The 17126-nt window shown below is 33.9% G+C and carries 16 protein-coding genes, 1 pseudogene and 1 other annotated feature; of the genes and pseudogenes, 14 read left to right on the forward strand and 3 right to left on the reverse strand.

Annotated elements, in window-relative coordinates:
* The first annotated feature begins 351 nt into the window (after positions 1-351).
* From RTL21_RS22305 to lysS, 8 genes are all read left to right on the forward strand, one after another.
* The gene (locus RTL21_RS22305; protein WP_312099261.1) at positions 352-642 is read left to right on the forward strand and encodes a DUF4359 domain-containing protein; all 291 of its coding nucleotides are present in this window, start codon (positions 352-354) and stop codon (positions 640-642) included.
* Positions 643-860: 218 nt separating this feature from the next.
* Entirely contained in the window at positions 861-1067 is a 207-nt protein-coding gene (locus RTL21_RS22310) for a helix-turn-helix transcriptional regulator (protein ID WP_312099263.1), read from the forward strand.
* Positions 1068-1102: 35 nt separating this feature from the next.
* Entirely contained in the window at positions 1103-1477 is a 375-nt protein-coding gene (locus RTL21_RS22315) for a permease (protein WP_312099265.1), read from the forward strand.
* Between the two features lie 131 nt (positions 1478-1608).
* Complete coding sequence (locus RTL21_RS22320) at positions 1609-2184, forward strand: CBO0543 family protein (protein WP_312099267.1); 576 nt, start codon at positions 1609-1611, stop codon at positions 2182-2184.
* A 505-nt stretch (positions 2185-2689) separates the two neighbouring features.
* Positions 2690-3118: a VOC family protein gene (locus tag RTL21_RS22325; RefSeq protein WP_312099288.1), complete on the forward strand. Its 429-nt coding sequence runs from the start codon at positions 2690-2692 to the stop codon at positions 3116-3118.
* Between the two features lie 178 nt (positions 3119-3296).
* The gene (locus RTL21_RS22330) at positions 3297-3722 is read left to right on the forward strand and encodes a hypothetical protein (protein ID WP_312099269.1); all 426 of its coding nucleotides are present in this window, start codon (positions 3297-3299) and stop codon (positions 3720-3722) included.
* A 472-nt stretch (positions 3723-4194) separates the two neighbouring features.
* Positions 4195-4509: a DUF3892 domain-containing protein gene (locus tag RTL21_RS22335; protein WP_312099270.1), complete on the forward strand. Its 315-nt coding sequence runs from the start codon at positions 4195-4197 to the stop codon at positions 4507-4509.
* A gap of 75 nt (positions 4510-4584) precedes the next feature.
* Positions 4585-4861, forward strand: a binding site (T-box leader).
* Between the two features lie 90 nt (positions 4862-4951).
* Positions 4952-6412: a lysine--tRNA ligase gene (lysS, locus tag RTL21_RS22340; protein WP_312099272.1), complete on the forward strand. Its 1461-nt coding sequence runs from the start codon at positions 4952-4954 to the stop codon at positions 6410-6412.
* Positions 6413-6548: 136 nt separating this feature from the next.
* Here lysS and RTL21_RS22345 read toward each other — a convergent pair whose 3' ends face one another.
* Complete coding sequence (locus RTL21_RS22345) at positions 6549-7868, reverse strand: methyl-accepting chemotaxis protein (RefSeq protein ID WP_312099274.1); 1320 nt, start codon at positions 7866-7868, stop codon at positions 6549-6551.
* A gap of 330 nt (positions 7869-8198) precedes the next feature.
* Here RTL21_RS22345 and RTL21_RS22350 point away from each other — a divergent pair, with 330 nt between their 5' ends.
* The gene (locus RTL21_RS22350; RefSeq protein WP_312099290.1) at positions 8199-8768 is read left to right on the forward strand and encodes a kinase; all 570 of its coding nucleotides are present in this window, start codon (positions 8199-8201) and stop codon (positions 8766-8768) included.
* A 7-nt stretch (positions 8769-8775) separates the two neighbouring features.
* Here the strand turns inward: RTL21_RS22350 and rarD are convergent, their stop codons facing one another.
* Both rarD and RTL21_RS22360 read right to left on the reverse strand, forming a co-directional pair.
* Complete coding sequence (gene rarD, locus RTL21_RS22355) at positions 8776-9663, reverse strand: EamA family transporter RarD (RefSeq protein WP_312099276.1); 888 nt, start codon at positions 9661-9663, stop codon at positions 8776-8778.
* Positions 9664-9685: 22 nt separating this feature from the next.
* Positions 9686-9859 (reverse strand): annotated as a pseudogene (locus tag RTL21_RS22360) (GNAT family N-acetyltransferase); the annotation flags it as partial.
* 120 nt (positions 9860-9979) lie between these two features.
* Between RTL21_RS22360 and RTL21_RS22365 the strand changes: the two are divergent.
* The 5 genes from RTL21_RS22365 to RTL21_RS22385 all read left to right on the forward strand — a co-directional run bounded on the left by RTL21_RS22365 (position 9980) and on the right by RTL21_RS22385 (position 16922).
* The gene (locus RTL21_RS22365; RefSeq protein ID WP_312099278.1) at positions 9980-10900 is read left to right on the forward strand and encodes a LysR family transcriptional regulator; all 921 of its coding nucleotides are present in this window, start codon (positions 9980-9982) and stop codon (positions 10898-10900) included.
* Positions 10901-11203: 303 nt separating this feature from the next.
* Positions 11204-11872 carry a Type 1 glutamine amidotransferase-like domain-containing protein gene (locus RTL21_RS22370; protein ID WP_312099280.1) on the forward strand — a complete coding sequence of 223 codons (669 nt, stop codon included), beginning with the start codon at positions 11204-11206 and terminating at the stop codon, positions 11870-11872.
* A gap of 572 nt (positions 11873-12444) precedes the next feature.
* Positions 12445-14004, forward strand: coding sequence for an excinuclease ABC subunit C (locus tag RTL21_RS22375; protein ID WP_312099282.1), 1560 nt, complete (start codon positions 12445-12447; stop codon positions 14002-14004).
* Between the two features lie 819 nt (positions 14005-14823).
* Entirely contained in the window at positions 14824-15759 is a 936-nt protein-coding gene (locus RTL21_RS22380) for a DNA/RNA non-specific endonuclease (RefSeq protein ID WP_312099284.1), read from the forward strand.
* Between the two features lie 494 nt (positions 15760-16253).
* On the forward strand, positions 16254-16922 hold the full coding sequence (locus tag RTL21_RS22385) for a DNA alkylation repair protein (protein ID WP_312099286.1): 669 nt from the start codon (positions 16254-16256) through the stop codon (positions 16920-16922).
* Positions 16923-17126: the final 204 nt, after the last annotated feature.

A 17126-nucleotide genomic window follows, 5' to 3' on the forward strand; every position in this document is an offset into this window, starting at 1 on the left:
CGGTGTGAACAGGGGGAAAAGGGAGCGATAACCTCAAACCCTTACCTATCTGTATGAACAACAAGAATTATAAGTCCTAATTTAGACGGTGTGTAGCAAGTGTATTATAATGTGGATTTAGGTGAGTAATATACAAGAATTTTTATATGATTAATCAAAAATGATTCGCCGAGCTCAGTTACAGCATTTACTTTTCTGAACAACTTGTCATTAACACGACTCGTAACATTACCACTTAATAATTTATTTCCCCATTTTCATAAAAGCTCTCTGATTCTCTTGTTTTGTATTTCTAGGATGAATTTTCATAAATTAGGAAATACTAGAAGAAAAAATTAAGGATGGAATCTTATGAAGAAAAGATACTGGCTATTATTACTACTTTGCTTTGTCTTAATGATTTCTATTGTAACTAATCCTTCAGATAAAGATGAATATGCAGAATGGGTTGGGGATCAAATTAAACAAGAAGAGGGTCCATTACTAGGTTTACTTGGCGGATCTTTGATTAAAATGGGTACAACGAAAAAAGATTTTGTACTGTTTACGCTCTATGAAACAAAATATAGTAATAATACTGAGAAAGCTTTGTTAGCAATAGGGATATTCAATAATTTCATCTGTTTAAAGGAAGGAGAGTAGTGCTTAAGCTACTCTTTTTTTGATAGGAACATTAATAAATAAGGAGAGACTACTTTATTAATTGAATAACTAATTTGAGTGACTGTGTCTAAAAATGGCACAGTTTTTTTGCAGGCAAAAAAGGATTTGTAATAGCTACGACAAAGTAATTGTAAAGGGAACTTGACGTTAAGTTTCCTTTACAATTATACTGTGAAGGAATAGAGGTGATGAGGGATTTGAAAAATAAGTTAAGTGAACATAGAAAAAAATTTGGTTTGTCCCAAGATAAATTAGCTGAAAAGTTAGGTGTTTCCAGACAAACAATTATTTCAATTGAAAAGGGTAGATACAATCCATCTCTCCCTTTAGCAATGATTATCGCTAAAATATTTCAAACAAGTGTGGAAGATATTTTTATTTTAGAAGAAGACGATTATAAATAAATTTAAATTTTGATTAAAATTAGGAGGGGATAGATATGAAATCAAGGTTAGGTTATTTAATCATTGGTTTTCTTTTATTGATAGAAAGTGCTTATTTCCTTTACGGTGGAATTTCTGGTGATTTTCCATTATTTCCAACTAATGCACTTATTTTTTCGTTATCTGTTATGTTTCTTTCTCTTGGTTATTTGCATCCACAATTTAAGAATAAAGATGAAAGAATGAAAGTAATACGAGAAAAAGGAATGTTTTACTCCTATTTTATTTTAATGTTCTATTTTTCTCTTTTTATGATATTAATTCACTTTCAAGTTATTAGTATAAGTGCAATGGGAGTTGTTACCATTCTTGCTGCACTTACTATTATGACTGTCTTTCTTTCAATGGTTGTTTTATCTTTGCTTTTATGATTAAGGGGATTAACTTTAGAATCCATCCAATACAGAGAGAAAAAGGGGATAAAATTTCTGTAGTAACCAATAATATAATTCAAACAAGTGAAAGTAGTCCTATTATAAATATCGAATAAAAGGATGGTTAGATGTCAGATTCTCGTATTGAACTATTTGATAAGGCGGTGAAATTGAGAAAAGAATCTACCAAAGCTTTTGCAGATAATTGGTTAGATTATTCACTTTATACAACTTTTGAATTTTGGTTATTGGTCCTCCTATTTTTTGTTCCATTGATTGTTGTGATATGGAAAATTGATAAGGGAAAGATTTTTGTAATTGGATTTTATGGATATAGCGTGCACCTTTTTGGTCATTATCTAAATTTAATAGGAATTAATACCGGAGTGTGGAACTATCCTATTTCTTTAATTCCGCTAATTCCTAGTGCATCCTTTGATGCGTGTGTGGTGCCAGTCACATATATGTTAGTATATCAATGGATATTAAATAAGAAAAAAAACTATTATATTTATATCTTCATTACTGCTATGCTCTTCGCTTTTGTTTGTGATCCGATTTCAGTAAAGTTGGGGCTACTGAAAATGTATGGAAATGTTAATTATTTATACAGTATCGGATTTTATTTATCTATAGCCTTAATCGCAAAAGTTATCACAAATGTGTTTATTAAATTATCCAATAAAAAAATACTCAACAATTGATGCTGGTGTTTTGCGTAACGATACATTTATTATATGATGAAAGAAGGAGAGTAGCGTTTGAGCTACTCTTTTTTGTGTATAAGTTTAGTTAATTCCAAGGAGATCTATGATGAAAAAAATCAGCATGAAATTTTGAGTGAAGTTGAACCAACCATCATTAAATTATCTTAAATTAAGGTGTTAGGTTAATTATTTAAGAGATTCTCGTTATAAAAAGAAGGAAAGTTTACATGAATTCATGAATCTGCGTTGTAAAAATATAAATCTTAGGAAAGATTTTAGCCCAGATTATAATATATGATCCAACCGAGAGCGGATATGATCCAAATTTAGAATATATGATCCAAAAACGAGAGAATATGATCCAAACTTACAATATATGATCCAACCAATCAAGGATATAATCCAAACTTAAATAGTGTAAAAAGCTAAAAGAGAAAGGATATCTTTTCCTTTTGTCGAATGAAGTTAGTATTCTTACTTTATCCAAAAGGGGGTAATCAAGCTGAATACAATAATCCACAGAGTTGGAACAATCTATTTGCCTGTTCAGAATCCGAAGCTAGCTTCAAACTGGTATCAAGAAAAATTAGGAGCAAGAGAAAATTTCAGAAATAAAGAGAAAGCCATTCTGGATTTTGCAAACCAAAGCTTCTTTCTTGTTAAATCAAAAGAAGGAGCAAAGGCTACTTTTCAAGATGCTAAAGGCAAGGAGCATTTTTTCCTAACATTTGAAGTAGATGGAATAGAACAATTGCAGAAACTTCATTCCGAACTAAAGGAAAAAGGCGTCGAGGTTGGCGCTATTGAGGATAGAGGACATCCAGGTAATAATTTTGTCTTTTACGATTTGGATGAAAATAAATTTGATGTGTGGAGTGAGTTAAGTCCAAGCTTTAAAGAGAAATATCTGATTAACAGTAATGAAAGATAGATGATACATAACCTTAAAACAACTAACTTTCCAGGAATATGTATAAATGCTATGCAGAAAGAGTATGAGATATAAACTAGATAAATAGTTTAAGATGATTGTTTTTGTATACTCAATAGGACTTAAGTGATCTAATTGATAGAAAAATTATGATTACAGTGGTTGATAGGGAGGAAAAATGAAAAAAATCAACTTGAAAGTATGGATTCCTAGTACGGAGATTAAGGGAGAGCTACACTTAGTTGAATTCAAATACTCAAAAGGCTTGCAAATAACGTTAGAAGATAATCAGGCTAATATTTATCAAATCCAATTTAATAAAATGAATAATGGAAATTATGTTTTAGCTTGTAGATTCGCAGATGAAATGAAGCGAAGTGACTTAGCAGAACCAGCTTATCAGGCTCGTAAAAACGAAGGAGATGCTGTTCGAAAATCATGGTCTTTATATAAGGCTATAAATTCAGATTTTGTAGATTGGTATGATCAGCTACCTGGTCCAGGAAGTGAACATTATCAGATAGAACATTATATAATTGCTACCTCGGAGGAAACCTTTGAAATTTTGAGTGAAGTAGAACCAACAATCATTAAATTATCTTAAATAATGGAGTTAAGTTAACTATTTAAGAGATTATCGTTATGAAAAGAAGCAAAGTTAACATAGATTCTTGAATCGCCTTTGTGAAAATAAAAATCCTAGGAAAGATTTTAGCCAAATTATAATATATGATCCAAAAAAGAAAGGATATGATCCAAAATTATAATATATGATCCAAAAAAGAGAGGATATGATCCAAACTTACAATATATGATCCAAAAAAGAGGGGATATGATCCAAACTAAATAAATAGCTAAGTAACAGAAGAAGGTTTGATGGGTGGAGCACTCTCTTTGACTTTTACACACCATCCCGATTAGATAGAAGTTACTCGAATTTGTTAGAGAGCTTCAAAATATGAACAGGAGGATGCTTTCCATTACAAAACAAAAGTAGATTTAGCCAAAATAAGTAAAATTTCTTTTACATATCCCTAATAACTCCAGAGCATAATAATGTTTTGGAGGTGGCAATGATGAATGAAAAAGACTATCAAAAAATATATGACGAATACTTGCAACAAGCAAAAGGCCAAGCGCAAATGGAAGCCGCTGAGGAAATCGATTCAGGTGCAGAGCAAATTGTGGCTGTTCGTAAAAATGAGGACGATGATATTATTGCTTTTAAAACAAATAGCGGCAGAGAATTAGATTATATTACCGCACTTGATGAAGCAAAAGCAGGCAAGTTAGCGCATGTCGATGTTTTTCATAAATATGGCAGGGACATCATCCGTAGTGAACCGGATGGGATTAAAGAAAATAATTTAGATAATTTGCCTTCTTTTTAAGGGTGATTGAAAGAAAAAAATTATCTATTGACTAAACTTTTTAAATAAGGTAATATTTTCTAAAATAAATACGGAATATTGGCTAAGAAGAGAAGAGTAATTTAGATTCATTATTTAAAGAGAGCTCCAGTAGGTGAAAAGGAGTAATAAGGATCTTCATGAAAAAAGACTTGGAGCTTTCGCACGGATCAAAGATTATCGTTAATTTTTGTGATGCTGCGACGGGATCTCCCGTTATAGAGATAGGGTATAATCAATTTTTTATAGTTGCCGTACCCGAAGAGGTTGATATGGTAACATATCAATAAACTGGGGTGGTACCACGAAGTTTATAATAACTCTCGTCCTCAAGATGAATAATCTTGGGGGTGGGAGTTTTTTTTATGGATAAATCGGTATGTAATGATTTAATAAACGAACAAAAAGACGGGAGTGCAACAGAATGAGTCACGAACAAACAACTCGGAGAATCGAAAAATTAGAGGCTTTAAGAGAAAAAGGAGTTTTAGTCTATCCAGAAAGATTCCGGTCAAACTATGAACTTTACGAAGCAGCATTGCTTGAAGATGGTACAACAGGAGTTCGAGTTGCAGGAAGAATCATGGGAATTCGTCAGTTTAGTAAATTTAGTTTCATCACCATTTCAGACATACAAGGGAGCCTGCAACTTCTGTTGAAAAAAGAAGAGGTTGGAGAGCAGTCTGCTAATGATTTCGAGAACTTTTTTGATGTAGGTGACTTTATTGGCGTGGAAGGAAAGATGTATTCGACGAAAACAAAAGAAAAAACGCTTCGGATTGAAAAGTATGTTTTACTTGGAAAAGGATTGCACCCATTGCCAGAAAAATGGCATGGATTAAGCAATATAGATACCCGTTATCGACAACGTTATTTAGATTTAATGATGACAAAAGAAACACAAGATCGGATGTTACTGCGAACAAAGTTAGTGCGTGCCGTTCGTAGATTTTTAGAAGAAAAAGATTTCTTAGAAGTAGAAACACCTGTGTTACAGCATACTTCTTCTGGTGCGCTAGCTCGTCCATTTAGAACCTATCATCATTCGTTAGATACAGAATTAAATTTGCGAATTGCACCAGAGACTTACTTGAAAAGATTAATTGTAGGTGGTTTTACAAAAGTATTTGAGTTTGCAAAATGCTTTAGAAATGAAGGGATTAGTCCTCAGCATCTTCAAGAATTTACAATGGTAGAAGGCTATGCGTCTTATTGGAATTATGAAGATACAATGGCTCTCATGCGTGAAATGATTTTATATGTGCTGAACCATACTTTTGATACAACCGTTATTACCATTCAAGGAAAAACAATTGATTTCTCATTAGAGTGGAATGTTGCTTCATTTAGGGAGTTAATTCTAAAAGATACAGGCATTGATATTGATTTATTTCCCGATGTAAAAGACTTATATGAAGAAACAAAGCGGAGAAATATTTATTTAGAACAAGACAATATCGAGATATTAGGGCGAGGGAACTTTATCGACCTTTTATATAAAAAAATGTGTCGTCCACAATTAATAGAACCAACCTTTTTAATCAAACATCCTATTGATTTATCACCATTAGCAAGAGCGAATGATGATAATCCAGCAATTACCGATCGTTTTCAATTAGTAGTCAATGGTGCTGAAATTATCAATGCCTATTCAGAATTAGTAGATCCTATCGAACAAAGAAGAAGATTAGAGGCACAAGCAGTTTTGAAAAGCGGCGGTGATTTAGAAGCAATGGAAATGGATGAGGACTACTTATTGGCAATGGAATATGGAATGCCGCCAATATCTGGGTGGGGGTTTGGAATTGAACGTCTTTTAATGGTTTTGACAGACAGTGAGACAATTAAGGATTGTGTGTTATTTCCATTAACTAAAAAGGTTTAATTGGACTTTTTAAAGGGAAAGCAGCAAGAGGGACCAAAAGGTAAGTAACCTGCCTTTTGGTCCCCTTTGTTATATTATCACTAATGGTTGTCCTATCTAGCATTTTTGGATTGAATGTTTCGAGATGGAACCACCATTAGGAAATCTTAAATTTATTAATCTGCTTATTTAATCTACTAGCCAAAACGTCTAACTCTTTAGCAGCTTCTGCAATAAATTCAGTAGTAACTAATTGTTCTTTCCCTGTTGCGGATATTTCTTCTGTACTTGCTGCAAATTCTTCCACACATGAGGTTAAATCTTGAATTTGATTAGATACAGATTGAGAATTACTATTAACAGTCTTCATAGTAGCTGCCGTTTGTGAAAATCCGCCCACAATCTCTTCATACATCCTTCTAATTTTATCAAAAGCTTCTTCCGTAATTTTTAATGCATCTCTTTGTTCATCTATTAATTTATTTGACTGTTCAATATTGGAGACAGCTAAATCTGTCTTCTCAGACGTCTTGTCGATAATGGATGTTATTTCACTTGCTGAATGAGAAGTCTGTTCTGCTAGTTTCCTAATCTCATCTGCTACTACGGAAAATCCTTTTCCAGCCTCTCCAGCTCTAGCAGCTTCTATAGAAGCATTTAATGCCAATAAATTCGTTTGTTCTGCAATGGAGGTAATAATACCAACAAACCCTGTCACTTGATGAATCATTTCTTTTAGTTCGTTAATGGAGCGATTAACTTCATTTGATACACAAAGCGTTTTTTCCATTTTCTGTGTCTGAATATCGACACTTGATTGTCCCTCATTAATAGAATCTAACGAGTGAGCCGCTTGTTCAGCATTTTCAGAAGTTTTCGCGGCTATGCCATCAATTAATGAAACGACATCTGATAAGGTCCTGCTAATTCCATTCATGGTTCCGGCTTGTTCAGTGTTACCTGCTGCAAGCTGGTCTATCGTATTGACGATTTGTGTGATGGAGCTAACATTTTCATCTGTATTTTTAGTAAGATGATTGGATTGATTAGTAACGGTTGAAGACACAATTTGAAGTTCAGAAGCTATATTCTTAAGCGCTTTTCTAGTTTCATATAGTGCTCTTGCCATATTCCCGGTTTGGTCTTTTATTTCGACCAATTTTTCTAATTCATCATCTGTATCAACCAAATTTAAATCGGCCGTTTTTTTAGCAAACTCCGTCACTTTCACAATGGGTTTTTCAATCGCTTTTCCTAAAATATAAGATAAGATAACGCCGATAATTAAAGAAATAATCAATCCCCACAATATTGGTGTGGGAACCATAAAGCCTGTTTGCATTGGTTGTGCAGCTTCTACATTTTGATTCATGTTGTTGCTTCTACTCATAATTAATGATGCGCCGACATTAATAATGGCTACTAACACTGCGTTTAATAAGGATAAGAGGATAATCTTTGTAGATATTTTTTTCATATAGTCATAACCGCCGTTTATAATTTAATATTTTTTTGAATGCTCAATAAGAGATAAAATGGCATTCGTTGGATGAAAAAATATATAATATTTAGGAAGAATTATATATTTTTAAACATAGTACCTAGTAAAAACATTTGCTTTTTCTTCTGGTTTTTAAGTAATTCTTCTATGATCCTCCTTATTGCAAATCTCTAAAACTGATAACGGGTTTTATTATTACGAATTAACCTTAATTTAACCTTAAGAGACGATAGATGAATGTACATTTTAGGAAGAATGCGAGAAAGGAAAGGAGAAACTAGAGTGCAAGATAAAATAAATGCCATCATGGCAAGTATTCCAATACCAGCAAAAGAGCAAAGAGTTGTCATTGGCATAGACGGGTTAAGTCGATCTGGAAAAACAACCTTGGTAAAAAAAATACAAGCATGTCTTCATAAAAAAGGACTCGCTTTAAAAACTCTACATATAGATGATTATATTGTAGAAAGAAATCGGCGCTATCATACTGGTTATGAGGAGTGGCATGAATACTATCATTTACAATGGGATGTCCAATCATTACAGGAAACACTTTTTAAAAAGCTCAAACACGCAACAGCGTTGAATTTACTTAAATACGATTCGGAATCTGATAATCACCATATCGAAACGATTTCTTTGTTACATACGGACTTAATCATAATAGAGGGAGTTTTTTTACAACGGAAAGAATGGAGAAATTCCTTCGATTTTATCCTCTATTTAGATTGTCCAAAAGAAACTAGATTTGCACGAGAAACGAAGGAAACACAGCAGAATCTGGATATATTCAAGAATAGGTACTGGAAAGCAGAGGATTATTATGTAGAGACAGAATGTCCGAAAGAGCGTGCAAATCTAGTATTTGAAGTTTAAAAGGATACTAGTGGTTATTATCTTTCCACGATGAAAAAGAAAAAATAGCAAGAGAGAACCATATAATACTAAATGAAATCCATTTCATCAGAGTAATGGTATTTTCAAATATAAACAATCCAAGGAGAAAAGTGATAGTCGGGGTAATATACTGAAAAAATCCAATGGTTGTTAAAGAAATTCTTTTGGAGCCTTCTGCAAACCATAGCAGTGGTAACACGGTAAGGATACCTGAACCAATTAATAATAAGGAAAAATGAACGTCTGAACCGAACTGCATTTTGTTATTTTGTTGTAAAAACAATAAAAAAATAAATGCAAAAGGGGCGACCATCAATGTTTCCATAAACATGCCCACCAGAGCATCAACCTTGATATACTTTTTCATTACTCCGTATATTCCAGAAGTAAAAGCTAATGAAATAGCAATCCAAGGTATTTTTCCGAAATCAAAAGTAATAACCAATACGCCTACAAACGCCGTTCCCATGGATATAATAGTTCCTTTCGTTACCCTTTCTTTCAGTACAAGGATACTTAGGATCATACTAATGATTGGTGTAATATAGAGTCCTAAACTTGCTTCGATAAGATGATTAAAATTAACCGCCCATATAAATAAGAGCCAGTTTAGACTTATCACAAGAGAGGCTACAAGGATATAAAAGATTTGTAGGATATTCCGTTTAAATTCATTTACAAACGAAAAGAATGCATGTCTCTTTTTGGTATGGAAAAACAGGAGAGGAGCAACAAAAATAAATCCCCATAGAATACGGTGTGCTAATATTTCCATGGAGGAAACCGAATTTAGTGTGTTCCAGTATAATGTTAAAAAACCCCAAAGTAAGTAGGCAGTGGCGGTATAAAGATAACCGATTTTCTCTTGATTCATGCCTTTCACCTTTCTATAAAATTTATTTTTTAGTGAGACCATGTAGTGCCAATTGATAAAAAGCTAATTCTAGCCATCTATTGAACTTGAATCCTTGCTTTTTTATGGTGCGAGCATGGATAATGCTAAAGTTTTTATGAATAGCAATACTTTTATCAATTGCTGCATCCATTCCAGCAATTAAGATCATAAACTTTGCCTATTTATTATTGTAAAGTTTCTAAAGTAAGACGTAAAATGGAACTTTTTAACCGTTTGCTATAGGATAAAGTTATAGCAAGAAATCCAGGGAAACTAGATAAGGTAAGGTGAGGACATGACTCCCCAACAACTTCGATACATAGTGGAAATTTCCAAGCATCATTCTATAAGTCAAGCTGCTTCTGCACTTTTCGTAACACAGCCGAGTATCAGCAAAGCGGTGCGTGAACTCGAAACAGAGTTAGAGATTACTATTTTAGATAGAACGAATAAAGGCGTCGTCTTTACAAAAGAAGGGACAGAGTTATTATTTCACGCAAAAAAACTGCTAGAACAAATGGAGTTTGTTGTTGATCATTTTAACAAAGCGAAGAAAATAAACTCAACAAAGTTTTCTATTTCCTCTCAGCATTATGGATTCGCTATAGAAGCTGTTGCAAAATTCATGGAGTATTTTGCAGAGCAGAAATATGAACTCTCGATTCGTGAAGGGAAGACAACCGATGTAATTGAGGACGTGTATACAGGAAGAAGTATGCTTGGAATCGTATCTCTGACCGATTTAAACAAGCATTTTTTTAAACGTTATTTCACCACAAAGTTACTAACGTTTACTCCCCTTGCTACATTAAAACAGCACGTCTTTCTAAGAAAAGAGCACCCTCTGGCTCATTTGGGGAGTATTAACTTAGAGCAATTAAGAGACTATCCTTATCTAACCTACCAGCAAGACGACATGTTGCTGCATTTTGCTGAAGAAACGCTGAATGTAGATAATATGGAGAAATTAATCTATCTCAAGGACAGAGGGGCAATGAATAATCTCTTATCTAATACAGATAGCTACAATTTAGGAACAGGCTGTATCGTAAATAATTATATGAACGCTAACATTATCTCTATTCCATTGGAAGAAGGAACGCTGATTCAAGTGGGCTTGGTGAAACGAAATGATGTATTTTTAGCTGAAGAGGCTCTAGTATATATTGATTTCTTAAAATTAGCTTTGGAAAAATCGTTACCGAAGGAAAGTTAAAGTAATAAAACCTTTGACTTGAAATTCTTCCGAAAGCTTATTCATTGTAATATGAACCTATCTCACAAAAGGAAAGAAATTTTCTTTTGAAAATTAGTTTTTTGCTGTATCTTCTTTTACTTTACTCTTTGGGTTTCGGAAAAAATGGAATACTTTTACAAAAAAATTAATTTCGGGGTGTCAATTGACAACGAATTCATATGTAGCTCTTCTCCAATAGTTGAACAAGGATATATAAAAGTTTTGTAGAATTGTAAAGTATGAACAAATTGGACAGTACCAAACAATGACAGGAGTGAAGTTATGAAATTTCTGCTTACATCAGGAGGCATCAATAATAAAAGCATACACGACACACTGGTTGACATGCTAGGAAAGCCGATTGCTGACTCAAACGCCCTGTGCATTCCCACTGCGATGTATGGACACCCTTGGGTTGGTCCTGGCGTAAAAGCCTGGCAGTTCATTAGTGGGAAAGAAGAGAATCCTATGGTCAATCTTGGTTGGAAGTCGGTCGGCGTGTTGGAGCTCACAGCACTTCCAAGTATCGACGAAAACCAATGGATACCACTTGTTCAGGAAACGGATGTACTGCTGGTGTCAGGCGGCGACGCCCTTTACCTGTGCCACTGGATGCGTCAATCTGGACTCGTAGATCTTTTACCATCACTGAACTCAGTTTATGTGGGAATGAGTGCGGGGAGCATGGTTTTAACACCTAGAATAGGAGAATACTTTGTTGGCTGGAATCCACCAGGTGGTGGTGATGAAACACTGAGACTGGTGGATTTTTCAATCTTTCCACACCTGGATAACGAGATGCTGCCGGGAAACACCATGGCTGCCGCAGAGAGATGGGCAGCCGAGATGCAGGGACCTGCGTACGCGATTGACGATCAAACTGCAATCAAAGTAGTTGACGGAGCGGTAGAAGTTTTATCCGAAGGGCATTGGAAACTATTTACACCTTGAGCATGTTATAAGTCCCGCTTCTTGATATGATTTCAAGGAATAGTTGGATAGTTCGACAAGTTTTGAGGAGTCGCTGTGAACATTATCTCAAAAAAGGCATTTTCAAAGGATACTAAGCCAAATTCTCCCAAAAAACGTATGGTAATAATATAGAAAGAAATTATTTGGAATTGGGGGAGTAGTACAAAATGAAAAGTGTTAGTGATGTCAAAGGAATTGTAAACCAATTGATAGAAGAACAGTCCGATAGAGAAATCACCTCAGAAACAAAATATAATATCTCAGGAATTTATATGATTTATATAAACAATTTCAATTCAGACAAAATAGTACCCATTTATATAGGACAGTCAAAGGATGTGCAAAAGAGGTATAAAGATCATCTAAGTGAAATCCTTGCTTTAAACCGGTTTTCCTATAATGAATACTATAATTACTTCTTCTATAAGTCTAATTCGTTTTATGAAGGGAGTTTTAAGTCCTCTAAAATTTTTAAAATTATGATAGAAAACAACTGTACCCTTAGTGATTTCCGCATGATTTTATTGGAAGAGGTTGAGGTAGGAGACTTAGTGAAAAAAGAACAGGAATACATAAAAAGGTTAAATGCATCGTTTTTCGGATTTAATCAATTAAATTCTTTTCTTGCTGCTTTTAAGTTGAGTCGTGAAGGTGCCCAATTAAATGAGTTGGAGGATTTCTTGAGACAGGTCCAGGAAGATATAGAGGGAATCTATTCTTATTATGGTTATGGTTTTACTAAGTTTAATTTTGAACATTCATTCCCGAAAGATTTTACTTTCTTGTTAGCACTTAACGATAAATTAAGTGACACAAAGCTTTTTAAAGAAGTAAAGTCCTCGGTTGACCAGTTAATAAAACATTATCACATTCACGATGAAATGACTGAAATTCAAAAGCTTTCGGAAAAGTGGGGCCTATTACATAAGCATTATCAGGAAGCAAATGATGAGTATCATCAAGCTTTCATGATTCTTGGAGATCGAGTAAGGGCAAAATTTAAAGAGCTGCGGTTTTATAGTGATAATGCTTATAAAAATTTTCTGTCCAGTATCGTGGAGGAAGAAAAAGTAAAACACAGAAAGAATTTTTTAAAGTATCTTGACTCCAAACAATGTGAATTAGATTTTTATAAGTTGTTTAGTAATCAATTAGCTGTGGTTAATGAAAAATTAGAAGAAAAGAATAACAGGGCTAAGGCTAGTGATGAAGCTTATAATTTACTGCAGGAAAAACAAGTGGGAAATAAGCAGAAAAGATATAAAATGATTTTCCCTTCAATACAATTTAGTCCATTTTCTTTAGGGGATAGAGCGTGGCACTTCCCGCTAAAAATTGAGGAAGGGATGAATGCCTGTTATATCCAACTATTCATTTCAAACAATGGAAGGACTAGAGGGGAATACCGAAAGGATCCGTTCATAGTTCGATTCGATTATTGTTACTTGGATGGCCAAGGGAGAAGGTTTGAAAAACAGTATTATATTGAAAATGAAACAACCAAAAATATTTTATTAGGTATCGAATATATCGAGAAAGATTTTTATAGACGTTTTGTTTTCAATCAGGAGAGATTTTCAATTACTGGTGTGATAGAAAATGAAATCGATAACTCTTTTATATCCATATTAGCTGAATTTAGGCATGGTATCAATGATTATACAATTAAAGATAAAGATTTGGTCAGGTTAAGGGAAGTATTAGATGAATTGCAGCAATTAGTAGATGATGAAACAACCTTTTATCTTTCAAATACGGAATCAAATGGATGCTTGGAAAAAAGTCTGGTTAATGAAGGGGTTCAACACCATCCATTTGCAGAGAAGTTGCTTAAAACCGGAAAAAGAAGAAAGAGTTCTAAATCAAAACCTAATAAAGAACTTAAGAAATCAAAGAAAATAGAAAAAGCGAAAGTAGATCCTAAGATTAAGAGAGCTGAAGCTTTTAGAGAAAAGGTGTTAGCAAGCTCTAATAACACTATTGATATTTTAAATTATGTTTCAAGTAAAGAAAAAGTAACCGCAGAATGTAAAGATTGCGGTCATACGTGGAAAATACGTAGCGATCATTTGATGGCTCAGCTTTCTTGCCCTGAATGTAGAAAAAAATAAGAGATGTGACAACTGCTACTCGTTTTTCCCTAGTTCCACTCTTTGCGGTAACTTCTGAAGGCAGACATATTTGCTGCGCGGTCTAACAATACTATTCAATAAACTAATATGAAGTTCAACAATAGGGTACTTTAATAAAGGGATTAATTATTATTGATAAGGAGAAAATAGGAATGTCTATAAGATTATGACATTCCTTAAAAATATCCAGTAGGATCTTATTTTTATAAAAAAGGAACAAACGTTTTTATAATGCGTATTAACGCTTCAATAAATCCTAATAATTGACGTCTGAAACCTTGATACATAAGGGATTAGACGTTTTCTTTATTTATATCTTAATTCAGGCTAATAAGGATTAACACTTATTTGATTTATGGAAATGATTTTTACTAATGTAACTATAGGGGAAGATTGGTGGAGTAGGATAATCTTTTTTATTTATTAAAGTTAAAAAGTAGATATTTATTGAAATAGGGGAGATTTCGTGAAAAAAGTGACCATTTTTGTAGTCATTTTATTTATTATATCAGGTTGATGAAATCCTACAAAAAATAATAAGAGTATACTACGCATAATTATGGCCAAAGAACTAAATGTAATCAATGGATTTCGTAGATTAGACGCATTACTCAAGTTGCCATTTAAAGTATGCAAGCCTTTATTAAAATTTTAATCCTTCACCCTTCCAACAAATATCTGCTGAAATAAAGGTAATCTTGGAATATACTATTATCATTGGATTAATATTGTTAATTTATCCTAACATTCCGAGAGTTTTAGAAGGAATAATATAAGACTACCATGGGAGAGCATAGAGTGAAAAAGAAAATGAACTATTTAATCATGATTTTAATCACCATTTATATGGTTGGTTGTACCAATGTAGAAGATACGTCCAATAAAAATGGAGAAACAGAAACACAAGAAGTAACCACACTTAATACAGATAAAAATAGTAAAGAAGAAACGAGCACGAAGGTTGACGATAAACGAGTAGTGGAGGAAATACCAACCGAACCAAATAATGAACTGTTCTCAGGATACAAACTTATTGAAGTGGATGGTGGGGATTTGTCTGGGTATCGTGAATCTAGCGTCGTGGTTGACATTGGATATGGGGACCGTGAATATTGGGCATTTACGAATGAATACGGGCAATTAGTACGTGTCGTTGCTGATGAAATCATCCTACAAGATGACGATAACGAATCGGTATTATCGTCTGGTAGATACTACCCTGATGAGGCAAAGGTTCCTGGTGTGGAAAGTGACGTTTTAGATGAAGGACATATCATTGCTGATTCTCTCGGAGGGGTATCGAATGCTTATAATATTACCCCACAAGATAGTACGCTCAACCGGCATGGTGATCAAGCTTATATGGAAGAAGTGATCCGCAAGGCAGGTGGAGCCACAAATTTTGAAGCAATTATCACCTATCCGAATACGGAAACACAGATTCCCTCCAGTTATCAGTATACCTATACAATAAAAGGAAATGTCATTACGGATTCATTTGAAAATGTGAACCCTGATAAAGTAAACGAATCACTTGGTTTAACAGATAGTGAGCCTTCCGATTCAAGTAGTTCAAACACAAACGATGATATTTCTAGTATTGATACAAATGGAAATGGTATCGTGACTATCGCAGAAGCAAAAGCAGCCGGTTTCAGTATGCCAATAACGAGTGATCACTGGTTGTACAAATATATGCGCGATAATGATAACGACGGGATGGTAGGGGAGTAAGCCTCCGAAGAAGCGTGGGGGCATTCTCAAGATTCCTTTTACTTTGCACCGATTCGAAATGACATATGAGAACCGTCCCCGTGTATTCTAATGGATGTAGTACCTGGTATGGAAAGGGCATTATGGTTTTTGACAATTGTTTCTATATTACTAAATATAGCACCTATACTTTTAGAACGAAAAAGTAGGAAATAATGACATATTGTCACATCATTTATATAATATGCAATTATTGCGTAAGTCTTATGTATAACTAACGTTTCTTTAAAAAGGAATGCTCTTTTCGTATCCAATTAAATGGAAGTAAATGTTATTATTATTTTAAAGATGGTTACTCTTCTATTATAGGTGGAGAAAGCTTTAATACGATATCTACTACAATATTAACTTTGGAGGCACACCACTGCAATAAGACTTATAACGAAATTAAGTTCTTGATATATCCCGTCAAGGACATATTATGAAACAGTGCTTTAATAAAGGAGTTGTATAAAATGAATGAAAATAAAGGTACAGAAATAAAACGCTTTTCAAAAGCAGAAAACATTCTATCTCAGATCAATAGTAAAACTAAGTTAGGCGACTTACGAAAAATCGCGAAGGACATTAAAAAAGATCACGAACTAGCTATGGAACTTTGGTCAACGGAAGAGTTTTTGCCCAGATTATTAGCAATCTTAATTATGGACAAAAAACTTCTTTCACAAGATGTGCTAAATAAGCTTGATAAGGATATGCAGACTCACACTTTTGATGAGCGAAATAACTTAATGGATTGGTTAATGGCTAATCAGCTCACCAAAGACAAGAAGAAAATTGCATTGATGGAGTCATGGGAAAATAGTCCTTCTGCTCTTCAAAGGCGAGCTTTCTGGTATTATCAAGGGCGATTGAGATGGACTGGACAAACGCCGCCTAATAACACCGCATACTTGCTATCTGCATTAGAAGCTAATATTACGCAGGAAGAACCGGAAGTTCAATGGGCTATGAATTTCACCGCAGGCTGGATAGGCGTTTATGATGAAAAGAATCGTGCACGTTGTATTAAACTTGGTGAGAAAACGGGTCTTTACAAAGATGAAATAGTAGCAAGAGGATGTACTCCCAGCTATTTGCCGGAGTTCATTACAATTGAAGTTAACAAACGACATAATAATTAGTTACCTCTGAAAAATTTATTAGGGTTTAGGCGTAGGTGGATATGGAAACTAATTGTTGCCTTTTTTATAAATTTCAAGAATGTATAGTATAATAAAAATATAATTTAGGAGATTGGAAATACCTACTATACTAAAAACTCTTATTATTCAATAAAAACAACCATGAACTTTCGCTCTCAACCCAGGAATGAAAATAGTTTTCCT

This window comes from Niallia sp. (genome assembly GCF_031978665.1).
GTDB lineage: Bacteria > Bacillota > Bacilli > Bacillales > Cytobacillaceae > Niallia.

Bases quoted from the DNA above. Each gene is read 5' to 3' on its own strand.
- RTL21_RS22335 (WP_312099270.1), top strand. From the start codon at position 4,195: ATGAATGAAAAAGACTATCAAAAAATATATGACGAATACTTGCAACAA.
- RTL21_RS22345 (WP_312099274.1), bottom strand. From the start codon at position 7,868: ATGAAAAAAATATCTACAAAGATTATCCTCTTATCCTTATTAAACGCA.
- RTL21_RS22330 (WP_312099269.1), top strand. From the start codon at position 3,297: ATGAAAAAAATCAACTTGAAAGTATGGATTCCTAGTACGGAGATTAAG.
- rarD (WP_312099276.1), bottom strand. From the start codon at position 9,663: ATGAATCAAGAGAAAATCGGTTATCTTTATACCGCCACTGCCTACTTA.
- RTL21_RS22315 (WP_312099265.1), top strand. From the start codon at position 1,103: ATGAAATCAAGGTTAGGTTATTTAATCATTGGTTTTCTTTTATTGATA.
- RTL21_RS22385 (WP_312099286.1), top strand. From the start codon at position 16,254: ATGAATGAAAATAAAGGTACAGAAATAAAACGCTTTTCAAAAGCAGAA.
- RTL21_RS22320 (WP_312099267.1), top strand. From the start codon at position 1,609: ATGTCAGATTCTCGTATTGAACTATTTGATAAGGCGGTGAAATTGAGA.
- RTL21_RS22350 (WP_312099290.1), top strand. From the start codon at position 8,199: ATGGCAAGTATTCCAATACCAGCAAAAGAGCAAAGAGTTGTCATTGGC.
- RTL21_RS22365 (WP_312099278.1), top strand. From the start codon at position 9,980: ATGACTCCCCAACAACTTCGATACATAGTGGAAATTTCCAAGCATCAT.
- RTL21_RS22370 (WP_312099280.1), top strand. From the start codon at position 11,204: ATGAAATTTCTGCTTACATCAGGAGGCATCAATAATAAAAGCATACAC.
- lysS (WP_312099272.1), top strand. From the start codon at position 4,952: ATGAGTCACGAACAAACAACTCGGAGAATCGAAAAATTAGAGGCTTTA.
- RTL21_RS22305 (WP_312099261.1), top strand. From the start codon at position 352: ATGAAGAAAAGATACTGGCTATTATTACTACTTTGCTTTGTCTTAATG.